At 31.2% G+C, this 17,659-nt stretch carries 15 protein-coding genes and 1 tRNA gene; 9 read left to right on the forward strand and 7 right to left on the reverse strand.

What is annotated here, in order from left to right:
- The first annotated feature begins 116 nt into the window (after positions 1–116).
- Together B8T70_RS16475 and B8T70_RS16480 are read left to right on the forward strand one after the other, a co-directional pair.
- Positions 117–1,262 (forward strand): agmatine/peptidylarginine deiminase, encoded by a 1,146-nt coding sequence (locus B8T70_RS16475; protein WP_242667501.1) that lies wholly within the window; start codon positions 117–119, stop codon positions 1,260–1,262.
- Positions 1,263–1,463: 201 nt separating this feature from the next.
- Complete coding sequence (locus B8T70_RS16480; protein ID WP_086895528.1) at positions 1,464–1,940, forward strand: GNAT family N-acetyltransferase; 477 nt, start codon at positions 1,464–1,466, stop codon at positions 1,938–1,940.
- A gap of 83 nt (positions 1,941–2,023) precedes the next feature.
- Here B8T70_RS16480 and B8T70_RS24260 read toward each other — a convergent pair whose 3' ends face one another.
- A complete protein-coding gene (locus B8T70_RS24260) occupies positions 2,024–2,317 on the reverse strand; it encodes a PKD domain-containing protein (RefSeq protein WP_117615793.1) in 294 nt (97 codons plus the stop codon).
- A 570-nt stretch (positions 2,318–2,887) separates the two neighbouring features.
- Here B8T70_RS24260 and B8T70_RS16490 point away from each other — a divergent pair.
- From B8T70_RS16490 to B8T70_RS16510, 5 genes are all read left to right on the forward strand, one after another.
- Complete coding sequence (locus tag B8T70_RS16490; RefSeq protein ID WP_086895529.1) at positions 2,888–5,704, forward strand: carboxypeptidase-like regulatory domain-containing protein; 2,817 nt, start codon at positions 2,888–2,890, stop codon at positions 5,702–5,704.
- 28 nt (positions 5,705–5,732) lie between these two features.
- Complete coding sequence (locus B8T70_RS16495) at positions 5,733–6,941, forward strand: DUF4876 domain-containing protein (RefSeq protein ID WP_086895530.1); 1,209 nt, start codon at positions 5,733–5,735, stop codon at positions 6,939–6,941.
- Positions 6,942–6,951: 10 nt separating this feature from the next.
- Positions 6,952–8,463, forward strand: coding sequence for a DUF6850 family outer membrane beta-barrel protein (locus B8T70_RS16500; RefSeq protein ID WP_086895531.1), 1,512 nt, complete (start codon positions 6,952–6,954; stop codon positions 8,461–8,463).
- Positions 8,464–8,493: 30 nt separating this feature from the next.
- Positions 8,494–9,636 carry a cytochrome-c peroxidase gene (locus tag B8T70_RS16505; protein WP_086895532.1) on the forward strand — a complete coding sequence of 381 codons (1,143 nt, stop codon included), beginning with the start codon at positions 8,494–8,496 and terminating at the stop codon, positions 9,634–9,636.
- A gap of 159 nt (positions 9,637–9,795) precedes the next feature.
- Complete coding sequence (locus B8T70_RS16510; RefSeq protein ID WP_086895533.1) at positions 9,796–10,770, forward strand: hypothetical protein; 975 nt, start codon at positions 9,796–9,798, stop codon at positions 10,768–10,770.
- A 164-nt stretch (positions 10,771–10,934) separates the two neighbouring features.
- Here the strand turns inward: B8T70_RS16510 and B8T70_RS16515 are convergent, their stop codons facing one another.
- On the reverse strand, positions 10,935–11,519 hold the full coding sequence (locus tag B8T70_RS16515) for an outer membrane beta-barrel protein (protein WP_039118761.1): 585 nt from the start codon (positions 11,517–11,519) through the stop codon (positions 10,935–10,937).
- Between the two features lie 338 nt (positions 11,520–11,857).
- Between B8T70_RS16515 and B8T70_RS23910 the strand changes: the two genes are divergently transcribed.
- Positions 11,858–12,004 (forward strand): hypothetical protein, encoded by a 147-nt coding sequence (locus B8T70_RS23910; protein ID WP_165572306.1) that lies wholly within the window; start codon positions 11,858–11,860, stop codon positions 12,002–12,004.
- Between the two features lie 165 nt (positions 12,005–12,169).
- Here the strand turns inward: B8T70_RS23910 and B8T70_RS16520 are convergent, their stop codons facing one another.
- From B8T70_RS16520 to B8T70_RS16530, 3 genes are all read right to left on the reverse strand, one after another.
- Positions 12,170–12,661 carry an SgcJ/EcaC family oxidoreductase gene (locus B8T70_RS16520; protein ID WP_086895534.1) on the reverse strand — a complete coding sequence of 164 codons (492 nt, stop codon included), beginning with the start codon at positions 12,659–12,661 and terminating at the stop codon, positions 12,170–12,172.
- 98 nt (positions 12,662–12,759) lie between these two features.
- Positions 12,760–13,341: a Crp/Fnr family transcriptional regulator gene (locus B8T70_RS16525; protein WP_039111469.1), complete on the reverse strand. Its 582-nt coding sequence runs from the start codon at positions 13,339–13,341 to the stop codon at positions 12,760–12,762.
- A gap of 206 nt (positions 13,342–13,547) precedes the next feature.
- Positions 13,548–14,642: an exopolyphosphatase gene (locus B8T70_RS16530; protein ID WP_039111468.1), complete on the reverse strand. Its 1,095-nt coding sequence runs from the start codon at positions 14,640–14,642 to the stop codon at positions 13,548–13,550.
- 818 nt (positions 14,643–15,460) lie between these two features.
- Between B8T70_RS16530 and B8T70_RS16535 the strand changes: the two genes are divergently transcribed.
- Positions 15,461–16,054, forward strand: a complete 594-nt coding sequence (locus tag B8T70_RS16535) for a serine O-acetyltransferase (RefSeq protein ID WP_086895535.1) — start codon at positions 15,461–15,463, stop codon at positions 16,052–16,054.
- 61 nt (positions 16,055–16,115) lie between these two features.
- Here the strand turns inward: B8T70_RS16535 and B8T70_RS16540 are convergent, their stop codons facing one another.
- The gene (locus B8T70_RS16540; RefSeq protein WP_052259339.1) at positions 16,116–16,529 is read right to left on the reverse strand and encodes a hypothetical protein; all 414 of its coding nucleotides are present in this window, start codon (positions 16,527–16,529) and stop codon (positions 16,116–16,118) included.
- A 184-nt stretch (positions 16,530–16,713) separates the two neighbouring features.
- Positions 16,714–16,785, reverse strand: a tRNA-Glu gene (locus B8T70_RS16545).
- Positions 16,786–17,659: the final 874 nt, after the last annotated feature.

The raw sequence follows: 17,659 nt of genomic DNA on the forward strand, positions 1-17,659 counted from the left end.
TCTATTTGTCGAATAATTATTAAACCCCTTCTCGTATTAGTCAATAGTTTTTGCCTAAAATAAAAGAGGAATTATAGTTATACCAAAGAGTATAAATAATTTAAAAAACAAAAAAAATGAACAATAAAGCAATCTTAACTATGACTTTTGCAATTTTAATTTCGGCTTGCGATAGTGCAGATCTTGATGCGACAACATCTAAACCAGATCCAACTAAGCCACTTACTTCTGTTCTTTATACGATGCCAGAAGAATCTTCGACTCATGAAGGAACGTGGTTACAATGGCCACATCAATATGAGTACGGAGTAAGTTATAGAAATAGTTTGGATGCAACATGGGTTGCGATGACCAAAGCATTAGAGTCTACAGAAAAAGTTCATATTATAGCGTATGATACAACAGAAAAAACAAGAATAGAAAAACTTTTGGCAACAGCCGGAATACCACTAACGAATATTAATTTTAAAATACATCAAACAAATGATGTTTGGGTTAGGGATAACGGTCCTATTTTTGCCAAAAGCCAATCAGGTCAGGTAGTACTTCAGGACTGGGGATTTAATGGTTGGGGAGAAAAATTTGGTTATGAAAAATGTGACGCAATCCCATCTTTTATAGCATCAGAAATTGGTATGACAGCAATAAAAGTTCCTATGGTAAACGAAGGCGGAGCTGTAGAACTAGATGGTAATGGCGTATTAATGGCTACTAAAAGTGCTGTTTTGAGTCAGAAAAACAGATCTACCAGAAATTACGGTATGACACAAGCTCAGGCAGAAGCTAATTTCACAAAGTATTATGGTGCAACAAAATTTATTTGGTTAGAAGGAGGTTTTAGTAAATATGATGTAACCGATATGCATATTGATGGAATTGCAAAGTTTGTTCCTGGTAATAAATTGGTAACGATGAGTAATGATGATTTGCTGGATTGGGGATTAAAACAAAGTGATATCGATTTATTGTATAATGCCTCTAACAAAAATAATCAGGCATATACCAAAGTTTATTTGCCATTATCTCAAAATGATGTAGTAACTACAAACGGAACCAATTTAGGCTATAAAGGATGTTACATAAATTTTTATATTGCCAACGGAAAAGTATTAGTGCCAAATTATAATGATCCTAACGATGCTGTAGCAAATGGTATTATTGCAGGTTTGTTTCCGGGAAGAAAAGTTATAGGAATCGATGTTCGAAATTTATACAAAAATGGAGGAATGGTGCATTGTGTAACACAGCAACAACCGAAATAATAAAAAAGAATTAAAAATACCACGAGTGCTTCATTATAAGGAGAAAGCTCAAAACCTCTTCAAATGTTTTATTTTGGAGAGGTTTTTTATTTAAATTTAATTTATATCAGTGTAAAGATGTTCTTCTTAACTTAATGATATTTTATTCAGGTAGAGTGTTTTTTAATTCATTCAAAAAAGTATTTTGCATATATTTGAAATATGGATATAAATAACAAAAACATAGCTACAAGGCGAGCCACAAATACTGATTTGCCTAAACTTTCAGAATTTTTGCAACATCTTGTTAATGCAGAACGTCCGTTTGACCCGACATTAAAAGAGGGCGAAATATTCTATTATGATATACAAGAACTTATATTAGATGAGGTTACAGAAGTTCTGGTTGTCGAAAACGATAATCAAATTATCGGATGCGGATATGCGCAAATCCGATCGGCAAAAGATTTCCAGAAACATGAATTATTCGGTTATATAGGTTTCATGTTTGTGAGCCCCGAATTTAGAAGAAAAGGTGTTAGTAATCTAATACTTAACGACCTTAAAAAATGGGTTTTATCTCAAGAAATAACAGAGGTAAGACTCGAAGTATATTATGAGAATGAATCGGCAGTTAAAGCATATGAAAAAGCGGGCTTTAAAAATATAACTACAACAATGCGCTGTGTTATTGGCTAAAGGTTTATAATTATATAAATACATAAAAATTAATAGAATAATAAAGGATTCTTTTAATTTTTATGTATTTATATAATGCTTATTTAATCGATGGTTATGCTTCTTTTATGCGAGGAAGTACAAGATGATTCTGAACCTTTTTTAACTGTTACATCAGCTTTTACTTCAAAAGTTCCAGAAGTACTATAGACATGTGAAATCGTATTGCTACTTACAGTTTCACTAGTACCATCTCCCAAAGTCCATGTTACAGCATCGAGAGTGTACTGTCCTGTATATTCAATTTCGTAATTAACTTTTTTCGGATTAGTTTCGTCTGAATTGTGTTTTAATTTAACATATATAGATTCTGAAATACAATCAATCCCTTTCTCGATATCAGATTTGCTACAAGAAAAAGTAGAAGTATTGAAGAGGTAATAAGTAGAATGGAGATTTTATTTTTTATACCTTTTTTTAATCTGTTAGTTGCAAGTATAAATAGCGTGTCATACAAAAGTAGCTCTTTTTAAATTTTCTTTTTTCCAAAAGTGTTTCTTAATTATAAACCGAAAAAATGTTTTCATTTTTCACATTTTTTATGTCTTTTAGAATTCTAATTAAATACCGATAACTAGGTAATCTGATTTATCATTTTTAACTTTTCGGATAACCTTTATTATAAACAATAGAAAAGTTGAGACCCATTTGCTTTGTATTCTTTTTCAGACACCTTTATGATTAATGGAGAAATTTATTTTAGAAACTAAATCTGAAATAATAAGTCTTTAATTAATTGATAGTTAGTGTTTTGTTTTTTTAAGAGAGTAGGAGATTGAGCCCTTTAAATAAACGAGATTATATTTTTTAAAGCTTACTATTTTTATCGAGTCTAAATTAAGTTATATTTGCAACTTTTAATCACCTTTCTGTTATATATCATATAACTGCATTACAAATTAACTACAATGACTTATTGTAATAGTCTCCCGCCAATATTTTCTAAAAGCATTATTCTGTTAGTATTCATCTTATTTTCTAACCTTGGTTTTACACAAAATATAAATAAGTTAAATATTCAGATTACCGTTAAAGATGCCGAAAGTAAATTGCCTATAAAAGGGGCTTTGCTAACTGTAGAAGGATCGTCTCAGAAATATGAAGCACAATCAGACGATTTTGGAAGCATTGTTCTGAATGCTATTGTAAGCGGTAGTTACAAAATAAAGCTATCACATTCAGGTTACGAAACCATCGAAAAAAAGCTATGGTTTACAACCAATCAAAGTTTGTCTTTAGAGTTAAAACCTGCAAGTATTGAGTTAAACGAAGTAGTTATAACAGCTACAGAGTCTCGAGGAATGACAAGTACCTCTATTATTGATAAAAGAGCCATGCAGCATTTGCAGCCTTCGAGTTTTACCGATTTATTAGAACTATTACCAGGCGGACGCTCAAAAGATCCTGTGTTTAATGCATCCAATCACATTAAATTAAGAGAAGTAGGCATAGCCGATTCTAATTATGATATTTCCTCTCTTGGAACTGCTTTTGTAATCGACGGAATTCCTCTTAATACCGATGCTAACTTACAATATTCAACTGGACCAAGAATGACTATTACTCCGGGTTCCGGATATGCAAATACACGCAGAAACACAACATCAAAAGGAGTAGACATGCGTTCTATATCTACAGATCAAATTGAGAAAGTCGAAATTATAAGAGGTATTCCATCTGTAGAATATGGAGATTTAACTAGCGGACTTATTAAAATTAAACGAAAAAGAGGACGCAGTAATTGGGAATCTCGTTTTAAAGCAGATGAATTTAGTAAGCTGTATTATGTAGGGAAAGGGTTTGAATCTGAAGAGAAACGATTTGTATTAAATGTTGGACTTGATTACCTGGATGCAAAATCAGATCCTCGTAATAGTTTCGAAAACTACAAAAGAATCACAGCATCTATACGAGCGCAAAAAACATGGGAGGATGATTCTTATCTGCTTCAATGGGATTCTAGTTTAGATTATAGCGGTTCGATGGATAATGAGAGAGCAGACCCAAATGTTGGTTACGCAAAAATTGATAGATATAGTTCTGATTATAATAGATTTTCTATAGCTAACTCTTTTGATTTAGACTTTAAAACATCACGATTTTTAAAATCGATTCATGTAGCTACATCACTTAGTCGGCAATATGATAAAATCGAACAAACCAAATGGGTACAAGTATCAAATGCTACTGCGATACCTAATAATACAGAACAAGGAGAATCCGACGGTATTTTTTTAACGCCTCAATACGCCTCAGATCTTCTGGTTGATGGTAAACCATTTGATGCTTTTTTAAAAGCAATGGGAGATTTTGAAGTTCGTTTATTTGGAATAACACATGCTTTAAAAGCAGGTTCGGAGTGGACATATTCTAAAAATAACGGAAAAGGTCAGGTTTACGATACCACACATCCGCCATCTCCAGAAATGACAACACGCCCCAGATCATATAAAGATATTCCTGCTAGTACGGATATTGCTTTTTTTGCCGAAGATGCTATTACAATTCCTTTAGGAAAACATCAATTAAACCTTGCGGGTGGTATTCGAGCCATGTCATTATTAAATGTACCATCGGCTTATGCTATACACGGAAAATATTATTTTGATCCCCGAATTAATGCACAATGGGTACTTCCGTCTTTCCAGTTAGGCAAGCATGCATTAAAAACGGAACTTACAGTAGGAGCAGGGCAATATACTAAGTTCCCAACATTGGCACAGCTTTATCCTGATTATGTATATAATGATTTGGTGCAGCTTAACTATTATCATAATACTCCCGAATACCGAAGAATTAATTTAATGACCTATAAAACGTCTGCAATAAATTACGATTTAACGCCGGCAATAAATAAAAAATGGGAGGTTCGCACAGATTTCTCTTATGATAATAACCGATTCTCTGTTACTTTTTTTAATGAACGTTTAGATTCCGGATTCAGAAGTGGGTCACGATATCATGCGCTTTCTTATAAAAAATACGATAGTAGTTCTATAGATCCTTCAGCACTAACATCGCAACCAGATCTTGCCCAAATGAGTTTTGTAATGGATACTTTATTAACCACTTACAACATTACTAACAACGGAAGTAAACTACTAAAAAGCGGTGTTGAATTTCAGCTATCGTCTAAACGTTTTAAGTCTATAAATACACGATTTACATTAAATGGTGCTTGGTTTAAAACAACGTATACTAATAGTAATCCTGTGTATAAAAGTGGGCAAAAAGATATCATTATTAATGGCAAACGACTTCCGTATTTAGGTCTTTACCAGTGGGATGATGGTTCTATAAAACAACAATTAAATACAAACTTAATTGTCGATACTTATATCCCTTCACTTGGTTTAGAGTTCTCAAGTTCCTTTCAATTTATGTGGTTTAGAAGCAATCAATCTACACCTATGAACGGAACACCAATTGCTTATATAAATCCTTCGGGAGAACAATATCCTTATCTCGAAGAAGATAAATCAGATCCTATTTTGCAATGGCTGGATATAAAATATAACGACGATTTATTTGAGAAAAGAACAATTCCAATGTCAATGAATATGAATTTGAAAATCTCTAAAGATTTTTATAAAAAAATCAGAATATCAATGTTCGTTAACCGACTCTTTAGTTACTATCAAAACTACGAAATCAATGGGCAGAACATAGAACAAAGAGGGCTCACTTCTCCTTATTTCGGGATGGAATTAAACTTGAATTTATAACCTTTAATATTAAATAAATACCTCAATTATGAAAATTAAACTATTACCCATTTATCTCACAATGGCCATAATGGCTTTACTACAATCTTGCTCAAAAGATGACGATAATTATAGTAGCAAACAAACCGCTATAACCTTAAAACTTGTTAACCCAGAAGATTTAAATAATGTTGTACTTTCTAATCTTTCGGTATCTTTTAAAGAACTTAATACAGGTAAAATAACAGAGAGTAAGTCATTTGTAAATAATGATCTTTCTATCGAATTAAGTGAAGGATCTTACGAAATTACTATCAACGGAAAAATCCAATATTCTGCGGGAGAAAGTACTGTTGAGGCAGCAGTAAGCGGTTACAAAGAATCGGTTGTTATTACAGGAAAAACAGCGCTGGTTTCTTTAAACCTTTTCCTAAAAACAAGCCAATCAGATTTTATTATCGAAGAAGTGTTTTTTACAGGAACGCGAACTGCCGAAGGAAAACAATATCTAGGAGACAAATACTTTAAAATTTACAACAATACAGATAAAGTATTATACGCAGATGGATTAATGATTGCTCAATCGGAATTTATGACGGTAGAGAAACAGGCTTATACGCCAAATATCATGGCGAAATCTTTTGCAGCATCGGCAATTGCTATTGTTCCCGGAACAGGAACTACATATCCTATTGCTCCGGGAGGATTTTTTATTATTGCCGAAGATGCAATTAATCATAAAGAATACAACTCGGGTTCGATTGATTTAAGAACAGCTAATTTCGAATTTTATACAGAAGATGCAGACGATGTAGATAATCCTGCAGTTCCTAATATGGAGAATTTATTCTCATCGATGATTGTACATAACAGAGGATTCAAGAGCTTTGTTATTGCTCGTTTGCCAATAAATAAAGATTCTTACTTGGCAGATTACACGTACGACTATGAATATAACTTAGTAGTAGGAGGAGAAAGTTATCCTATGGGAGAGAGTGTTTACTCTATTCCTAATTCATGGATTGTAGATGCAGTTAATTTAAGTGTTGCGTCAGAATTTCAATGGATTGTTACCGATCCTTCATTGGATATGGGATGGACATACTGCGGAAAAGTCGATGCAGACCAAAGCCGTTACGGAAAAAGTGTTCGTCGTAAAGTGCTTTCAACGGACTCAAAAGGTAAAAAAGAATTGAAAGACACCAATAACTCTACATTAGATTTTAGCCCTGAGGTTAAACCATCTTTAATGAATTAATAATTTAATCATGAGTTTTCGTTCCATCTTTCTATTTATTATTTTTAGTTCAGCTATGCTACATGCACAGGATAGTACCTCGGTTCTTGTCCGTATTCATGAAGACTTAGCTCCCGAAAATAATTTTTCTAATGCATTTTATACAAACCCTGCAAATATGCAATATGCACGTCGCTATTCCTTATCAGAGTTTAGCGCCGGTTATAATACTACATCGCAGCAAACAAATATTCAACAATTAGGAAATGGCATTAGTGAGTTTCTTATTAACGCACAATCCTATTATAAGATTGATCCTAAAAATACGGTTTGGGGAAATGCAAACTATAAAAATGGTCAACGTAAAAATGTGCGTTGGAACGAAAGCTCAGATTATCAGGTAATATATCCTTATGTAACCGCCGATTCTATAGGAGGAGATCTTTCTTTTGAAGAATATTCTTTTAAAGGAGGTTATACTAAAGGATATCAAAAAATGACCTTGGGTATCGTTGCCGAATACCGTGCCTTGATGGAATACCGAGATATAGATCCCAGACCTAAAAATACAGTTTCGGATCTAAAAGTAGCACTTGGAATATCCCGAAACATAGGAAATCATTATGTGATTGGATCAGCTATTAATTTGCAAAAATACACGCAGTCAAATAATTTGAAATTCTTCAGTGAGTTAGGCGCACCCGCTGTGTATCATATGACAGGACTTGGAGTCTATAACAACCTACTTACAGGAAACAAACTGAGCTCTTATTATGATGGGAAAGGATATGGAGCAAATGTGCAATTATTTCCAAAAGACAGGAATGGGTTTGCTTTATCGATTGGATATAACCATTTTGATTATGAAAAAATAATGACCGAATTTCAAGACCTTATCGCATCTAGTATTCTAGAGAAACGTTATGATGGAGAAGTTTCTTATTTAAAAAAATCAGAAGAAAAGGCTTGGGGTACAAAAATCGGATTTTATTATATTGATCGGGCAGGAACCGAGAATATATTCGACAATCAGACTTCATCATCTTACGTAAAAATATCCGAAGCTACCAAATATACAAACCAGGTTACATCGGTTATATTCTCAGGTTTATACAGTATTCCTAATCCAGAATTATCATGGTCAATTACGCCAAGTTTTAATTTAAAAAATACAGCAACAAAATATATAGATCCCTTAAGAACTATCGATATACAGCAAGGTATTGGTCGATTAGATTTTTCGGTTTCAAAATTGGTGTCGCAATCATTAATTAAAGTCTCGACATCATTAGAGCATAGCTGGGCTCTAGATTCAAAAATGAAACTTAGTGATCGCATAAATACAAATCAAATTTTTGAAATGTTAGATTATAATTTTGCTTACTTATCAGCAGCATATACCAAAGTAAATCTAACAGCACGTTGGGATTACAAATATGAAACAGACCTTAATTTTTTCATTAAAACAGGTTTGGATTACTACAATTATTCTAAAAACAAAAACAATACTTATTTTCAAATGTCACTAGGAATGACGTTTTAATAGGCATTGTAAAATATCTATTACTTTATAATGAAGTCTATTTTATTAAAAACCTTTTTTCTTATTCTGTCCGTTGGTATTGTATATTCATTATTGAGTTTTAGCGTTACGCTAAGCGAAAAAATAGCAAATACCAATTGGAGAGAACTTTATAGTAAGCCAACAAATCAATGGCCAAAACCAACTATCGACAAAGGTATTATCTGGAAAGAATTTGAACCTTTGGATGTAGATACAAGTTATTACGAAAGGATGGATGATCCTAAAGTTATACTAGGTCAGATGCTTTTCTTTGACCCAAAACTTTCAGGTTCTAATCAGGTTTCCTGTAGTAGCTGCCATGATCCAGAACTGGCTTGGGGAGATGGGAGAGAAGTATCTTTGGGTAATGATCATTTGCAAGGCAAGCGCAATACACCGTCTTTATATAATATTAATGCGCGAAAATCATTCTTTTGGGATGGTCGTGCAACAACGTTAGAAGAGCAGGCGCAAGGACCAATTACAGCACATCATGAAATGAATATGGATGCTAAAAGTCTGGCTAAAAAGATAAAAAAAATTAAAGGCTATGAAGTTTTATTTCAAAATGCATACGGAAACACTGATGTTACTTATGATAAAATCTTGCAATCATTGGCAACTTTCCAAAAAACAATACTGAGTAAAAGAAGCCGGTTTGATGCTTTTATCGAAGGAGATTACAGTAAGTTATCAGACCAGGAAATACACGGTTTGCATCTTTTCCGTACCAAAGCGCGTTGTATGAATTGCCATTCAGGGAAATATTTTACCGATGAATCATTCCACAATATAGGACTTACCTATTATAAAAGAGACTATGAAGATTTAGGACTTTACCATATTACTAAAAAGGCAGAAGATGTCGGGAAATTCCGAACGCCTTCACTTCGCGATGTCATGCACACAGGACCATGGATGCATAATGGTTTGTTTGATAATATGACAGGAATTATTAATATATACAATAGCGGAATGCACATGATAGACCCAGATGAAAGTGAAAAAGCTGCAGATCCTTTATTTCCACAAACAGATGTGTTGTTGCAACCTCTAAATCTAGATGATGATGAGATTATAGCCTTGGTTTCTTTTATTAAAACCTTATCGGGAAGACAATATAAAATGGAGCGTCCACAGATACCGAGGTAAATATAATTGCATAAAATTAAAATTATGTAGTTTATTGTTTGTAGTATAAATGCTATATATTAGCATTGGTAAAACAGCAAGTTATATGGTGTAAATCCATTTAATTTGCTGTTTTTTATTGTTTACGAATTAATTACCAATACTATATATAAAAAAGCTATGAGAATTCTGAAATTATTGACTATAATCTTTCTGTTATTTGGAAAAAATATAAATGCTCAAAACAAAATCGATGACATTTTTAAATTAAAAATCGAGCAATCTCTAATTTCTAGAGGAGATAATTTTCCTAATTTCAAAACACGTAAAGATAGTTTAGATATATTTTTATTTGCACTCCATAAAGGGTTTTCGCCAGCTGATTTTCAGAAATTCACAAAGTTTAGTGATGAAAAAATGACGAGTTTAATTACCTTGTTAGAATCTAAAAATTGGCTTCATAAAATCAATAATCAATATAAACCAACAGTTTTTATTACCGATGCAAAAGATGGTGAACTGCTTTATAAATATGCAAAACCCATTTCGGAAAAAATAACCAAATCAATAATTAAAAATTTAGCCGATATAAAACTGCAATTTGGAAAAACAGAGATTTCAAAAACACAAGATTTCCAAAAATGGTCATTCCTTATTTTAAGTAATGTATTATTAGATTCCTGGCAAATTAATGATGTCGAAAAAGGATTTCTAAAGCAAGAAGACAGACCTTTAAGACACGGAAATCATTACTATTACAGAATTAGTGAAAATACAAATGCAAAAACAGAATCTTTTGGAATTTACGGAAATCAGTCAGAACAAATAGATAGCAAAGACGTTTGTGTTTACGGAAATAACAGACTTCATGTAAAAACAAATTCATTCGGAAATTTAGTTTCTAAATCAGACAATATTTTGTTTGAAGAAATAGCTAAAAACTATTTGCCAGACTTATTAAAGATTCTGGAAAGCGAAAGAGAATACAGTAAAAAGATTTACACTAAATTAGGTTATGATAAGGAGATATCTTTCGAGGAATTTTTTATCTGGTGGTATCATTTCATCTATACACAAGCAACAGACGAAATGCATAAAAAAGGAATATTAACCATCCCCGCTGATGGGAATTTTGATTTTGTAATAGAAGAATAGGTGATAAAAACTTCGGTTGTGCGAAAGGAGGCTTTACGCTGAATTTAGCTTATAATACTATTTTAAAACTAGCATAAAAATATAAACAACAAAGCTTCAGAGAAATCTGAAGCTTTGTTGTAATAGAGGAGTTTATTAAAATCTTATATTTTTTTTCTGTAATATTAAAACTGGTACGAAACGCCTGTGTTAATGATACCTTTATATCCAAAACCTAATTCGGCAAAAGCGGCAAATTTTTTCCCTACACGAAATCCCAAGGCATTTACTTGATAGTTTATAAAGCCATCTCCATCAACGGAACTTTGACCTCCTGAATTCTTTACATTCTCAGAAGTGTAACCAACCGCAACTCCAGAATACATTTGGAAAATAGTATTAGAGATATAACGATAATCTGTACCTAAACCTACCGTAATATAAGAGTAATCGACTGTACCATCTTTTGTGTTTCCTACATATACATCTTGCGACATTTTTTGATAAAATCCATCTGCTTGTACCATCCATCTATTGGCAATCGCATAACGGTATGTTATACCAAAAGTTGGACCTGCTTTCATATCACCAGTTTTAATTAAATTACCAGTAAAAGCGCTGGAAAAAACATCAGCAAAAAGATTTGACAACTCTGTAGATGTTGCAAAACCGATATTAACACTAATGTCGCTAGTACCTTTTTCCTGTGCTTGTAATGTAATCATAAAACTAAATGACAGAAAGATTGAAAGTAGAAATTGTTTTTTCATAAGTAAAATTGTTTGTTTTTTTTTATTCAAATTGTCTAAGTTGTGGGCAAGCAATAAAAAGTATCTAAGAGAAGTGAAATTTGTATATTTTACCAGCTATAAATGAACACCGTAAATATAAAATTATAAATTGTGTCTTGCAAAAAAAAACAGCTGTATAGAGTGTTATCCCTTTCATTTTGAATGCTTAACCTTATCATTTTGATAGGTATTATAAATTAAACAGCAATATTAATTATTTAATTTATTGGTATTTAGTGCTTTAATTTATTTTTGATTGCTTTGGCATACAGTTTGCACACTTTGATTCCTAATATTATGAATTAAAATTAAAAAACATGAAAGCAAATAAAACAAGAAAAAAAGATTTGACAGAGCTAGACATATCAGAAAAATCGATGAAGAGAAAAGACAGAATTATTAACTCAATAGTGTTTGCTGTGGTTTCCTTTATTGCTATTATGATGATTTCTAAAATAGTGTAGTACTATTTAATTGCTAAAACTTTTAGCAATTGTTAGATTTGCTTTTTTTGTCTTATTCGGAATTTTATTTAACTATAATAAAAGGGTTATAAAATAGTAAAGCCTCAGATTTCGCTGAAGCTTTACTGCACCCCTCACAGGACAATTCTGGAATTGTTTTATTGATTATTTTGTTTTATTAAACATATAACGGGCAATTTTCCATTCTCCATTTTCTTTTGCCAATACAAATAACTCCCTGTTTTCTTCTGAAACAGTTTGTCCATTAGCGTGAATTAATGTTGTGCCTTTTGAGTTTGTTACTGCATAAGCAATATCTCCACTAATGTTTATTTCTTCGATAAAAAACTCAATGTTTAATTGTATTGATTTAAATACAAATTCATAGGAATCTTTTAGTTGTTGTTGGCCTTTTGCAGTTGGGGCAGAGGTTGGCATAAATACACCATCTTGAGTGTATAATGACAAAACTTTAGATACATCTGATGTGTTTAAGGCATCACGATAAGAGAAAAATAATTTTTCTATGGCTGTTTTTTCTGCTGTTGTATTCATTTCTACTTGTTTTAAATTATTTGTTACGGATTTGTTTTCTGTTTGTTTTTGACAACTTGCCATCAGCAAGAGCAAAGAAATTGGGATTAGTATTTTTTTCATTTTATAATGCTTTAATTACATTACAAAGTTGAGGTAAACAGAAGTGTAACACTTATAAACAAGTTTAAGAAATATCCTTAAACTATATTAAGGGTAAATTACTTTTTAGTAATATTATTGCGGATTTTACTCAGGAATTCAGGAGTTATACCAAGATAAGAAGCTATTTGAGTATTAGGAATTCGGTTAGAAAGTTTCGGGTATTGACCTAGAAAAGTTTGATATCTTTCTTCGGCAGTAGAACTAATATTTTGTAGAACCCTATTTTCGAGTTCAATAAATTTGTTTTCGATAATAACTCTAAAATTTCGGTCAAATTTCGGAAAATGAGTGTAGAGATATAAAAGGTTTGATTTTTCTATTTGCAAAATAACAGCTGGTTCCATAGCTTCGATATAAAGTCGGCTTGGTTGTTCAGAATGAAAACTACCAATGTCAGTAATCCATTCATTTTCTGAAGCAAATTGAATGTTATGTTCCGTTCCGTTTTTATCAACAGCATACATTTTAAAAAGTCCAGAAATAACAAAAGTATAATGCCTGCAAACATCATTTTCCTGAAGTATAAATTGTCTCCGCTTGATGTTTCTTTCAATCACACGATTACTCAATTCTTCCTTTTCCTTGCTGTCAAGAGGAAGATAATTATCAAAATGCGATATGAGTATGTCTATGTTCACTATGTCTTTTAAAAGCTAATATAAAGCTAATTTACTATAAGTAATGAATTTTTCAGCAACGATTTAGCAACATTATCTTTTGATCAGGCTTAAAATACTATTCTATAAAAAAAGCTCCAGATTTCTCTGAAGCTTTGCTTAATGTTATATGTAAGTTCTATAATGACAAAACAGAATAGACTTTGTAAGAGTGTAAAAAAAGATACTTAAAAATTAGTATTTACTTTTTTAGAGCGATCAGCAATGTATGACATAAGCCAAGTTACTTGTCCGTCTTTTACAAAGTATATTTTCTTTTTCTCTAAATTTGGAATACTTTCCAGGCAAGTTACTAGTATGTTGTTTGCTGAAATAAGGTATCGTTGATCGTATGTAGTCAAAACTCTAGCAGCTTCTTTATTCGTTTTAGCATAGGTAGTAAACTTACCGAAATTATTTTTCAGGATTGCATCATAATTCATAACGTCCTCCAACGTAAAAGAAATATAATGGTCTTTAGTGTTTTCATCATAATAAAGAGCTGAAAACGCCCAAACAGCTCCTCCGGATAAATAAATCTTTTCCTTTTTTAATAAAAGAGGATTTGCATCAAGCAATTGTTTTATCTTCTTACGCAGAATTGGGTTAAAATCAAAAGCCTTTTCCTGATAGGTTGACATATCATTAGCTTGACTTTGATTTACAACCGTTTTTTTAACAGCATCAGTAAGTGTCATTGTACCGAAATCAAGTTCCAAAGGAATAAACTCTAATCTGTTATCTCCAATCTCATCAATATATCCGCCTTTAGTAGTTTGGGCACCAATATCGAGGAGCAGAGCGTTTGAATAATCAACAGGTGGTATAGCACCTTTAACTAGTATTTTAGCTTCTTCGTCAACATTAATTATATCAAAACTTTTGCTAGTTAAAGTAGAAATTCTATTTCTTAAAACGTCAATGTTGCGAGCAGATGAAAAAGCAGGAGCAGCAACTATAAAAATATTTTCTTCGGGAATTTTAAATTTCGCTCTTATTTCTCTCAGTTGACTAAGAACTATATTGCTAGTTTTATTAATGTCGTCCTGAGGAAGCTCTCCGTAAGTAGAAATATGTTCGGCAAGGTTAATTCTCTCATTCGAGAAGTGGAGAATTGTATAGTCTGCTTTCTTAATATTATTTATCTCTACAACAGAAGTTTTTATTGCTCTACGTCCGATTTCAATTCCTGCGTAAATGTTTTTTTGAGAAAATGAATTGATGGAAAAAAATAAACTTAAAAGGGTAAAAATTAGAATTTGGGTTGTGTGTTTTTTAAGCATTGGATTTAATTACTGTTATAATTTAATGAATAAAGATTGTGAGGGAATTGTTTGTTGTTTTGTTTGTAAATTAGATATTTGAATTGTGGGTAATATTTTTTAGTGTAAATAATTTAAAGACTACAGAAGTGGACTTCTCAAGGTTAATATATCTTTTATATTAACAATAAAGTAAAAGGATCTCATGATTAGTTGCTTATATATAAGTGACAAAATGATAGAGTATTTGGTTACCAAGTCTTAAATACTGTGAAGTAAAAACTATTAAATACAAGGCCACAAATTTATAAAAACATTTATTAGAACGAACTCAGTTATTAGGAAAATATATTATTAAATTGTTAAGACACTCGCATATTATTTTATATTTCTAATGTGTTGAAAAAGAGTAATAAGCAAATGTAATTTATTTAGAAAAGAGAAATAATGACTCATTTAGGGAAGTGTTTCTATATAAAAATACATTAAGATTCCTGTATCTGTACAACTTTTCGTATTTTATGAAATCTATAAAAATCTCATAACCTTTGTTATAGTTCTTAGAAATTACAAAAGAGAGATAAGTTTAGGAATGCGAGATTATAATTTTGATTTCTTACCTGGCATTAATATCTACTATAAAAAACGTAATGTCTAATGTTTCCTTAAAATATATATAAGGCTTAATGATTCGTAGGATAAATATTATATATTTGGCAAAAAAATAATGCAAACCTTTGTAAATCTATCTTAATTTAGAGGTAAGCATAAGGTCTACTGCGCCATTATTAAGTAATATCAATTAAACAAAGGCAAATTTTGCATTTACAAGAAATAAGATGAAAAATAATATAAAAAAAATCGTTGTAATATTAAGTGCGATACGACTTTTACCTCATATTCTTTTGTTTAATTTTCATGGGAATAAGAAAGTAATATATTATGATGTCGAACGTTGGCTGAAGATAACTAATTCAGGAAGCAATACTCAATTTGGTTTCCTAACACTTATGACATTTTACCCAGAATATAGAAACGTTTTTTATGTAAGAGTAGGAAAGATTTCTTTTTTAATAAATTGGATGTGTCCGAAGATGAATACACTATTTATTTTGACAAAAAATATTGGGCCAGGATTATTTATTCAGCATGGTTTTGCAACAATAATATCTGCTAAATCTATTGGACGCGATTGTTGGATTAATCAGCAAGTAACTATTGGATTTTCTAATGCGACTGATAGTCCTGAATTAGGAGATAATGTAACAATTAATGCAGGTGCAAAAATAATTGGAAAAGTAAAAATGGGAAATAACTCTAAGGCTGGAGCAAATGCTGTAGTTGTAAAAAATGTTCCTGAGAATTGTACCGTAATTGGTGTTCCTGCATATATTATTAGGAGAGATGGAGTCCGAGTGAAGGAAGAATTGTAAATATCACTAGTAATATCAAAAGTTCTAAAAAAGAAAGCTTCAGAGAGATCTGAAGCTTTCTTTAGATTAAATCAATTAATTCACCTTTAGTTTCTGCTAATTGGCCATGTGGTAAATTGCCTTTTTTATATTCTAACCACAGCGAATTTAACCAGTAATCATTATGTTTAATTTCTAATGACTGTAATATTAAGCCAAAATCATCAGATACGTAGGAAGATAAATCAGGATGATTTGTTATAGAATATACGAGTTTAAAAACTTTTTCTCTTAAGCTGTGGCTACTAGTTTTGTCTATTTTACTTTCACTAACTTTCACTTTGATGATATCAAATATTTCCATCCATTTTTCAGAAAAATAGTCTTCGTCTCTTTCATCTAAAATCATGTCAAAATCATCTTCAGTATAATTCGACAGTACAAGAGGTAAATTGTTCTCAATAAAAAAGTTTAGCTTTTCTAAAATTTGCTCCATTTTACTATTATTTATTATTAATGCAGTCCTTTTTTTGTGTTGATTTAACTGCAAAGATTTATAAAGCTATTGATTAAATTTTGTAAACCTTTGTGTTATCTATTCTCTAAAGAGTGTAGTTTTTATTTCTTTAAAGTAAATATAAACGAAAAAAGCTTCAGATTTCTCTGAAGCTTTTTCTTAGTAGCCCGTAGCGGAATCGAACCGCTCTTACATGGATGAAAACCATGCGTCCTAACCGATAGACGAACGGGCCTACTTTGCTATTGCGGGTGCAAAAATACAATCAATTTTAAAATACACAATAGTTTTTTCGAAAAACTTTTTTTGGTTACACTGAAAAGAGCATTGTTAGAAATCATCAATCATAAACGGAATTGAGTTAATTAAAATGTATTTATTTGATTAATAATTGGTTGTTTTATTTTGAAAATGGATGAAGAGGATTTTTTTCTTCTTTATATTAAAATGTTAAATTTTATTAAGAATGATAAATATTTATTTTTGAGAGATTATTCTTATTGTTTTTGTGTTTGGTTTTTGAAAAAATGCCTGTTATTGGAAGTGTTTTAATGAGATATAATGCAAATATCACTGACTTTGCACATTTTTTTGTTATTGTGAATGATGATTGCGATAAGATGTCCTGGTTTTGTTTAAGCAATAGAGCAGTGATGGATAATGAATTATTATATCTCACTAAATGCAAATGGCGATACTTGTAATATACTGCCTTTGTCGGAATTTAATTTATGCTATAGAATTATATACTTACTGATATTCATACTCAGAATTGAAGTTATACGCATGTTAAGTAACGATTAGATAATTAATCCCGACAAACTATGTTCAAATCATTCTATAACTTGGTAGCGTAAATTTAGAATGTTCCAATATTTTAGAGGCAAACAAACAGATGCGACTGCATCTCAAATTAATCTACTGTGTATTTTAGGTTTTTTTTATAAACATCAAATAGCTAGTGTTTCTAGAATTAGATTAAAATAGATTTATTTATGGATAATATAATATAATTATGAATTTAAAAAAAAATGTTCTTTTGCTGTTAAAAATTTATGATGAAAAATCTTTCTGGAAAGGCATTAAAAATTTCTACTATAATTGTGTTA

Origin of the sequence: Flavobacterium sp. AJR, from assembly GCF_002156885.1 — a bacterium.
Taxonomy (GTDB): Bacteria; Bacteroidota; Bacteroidia; order Flavobacteriales; family Flavobacteriaceae; genus Flavobacterium.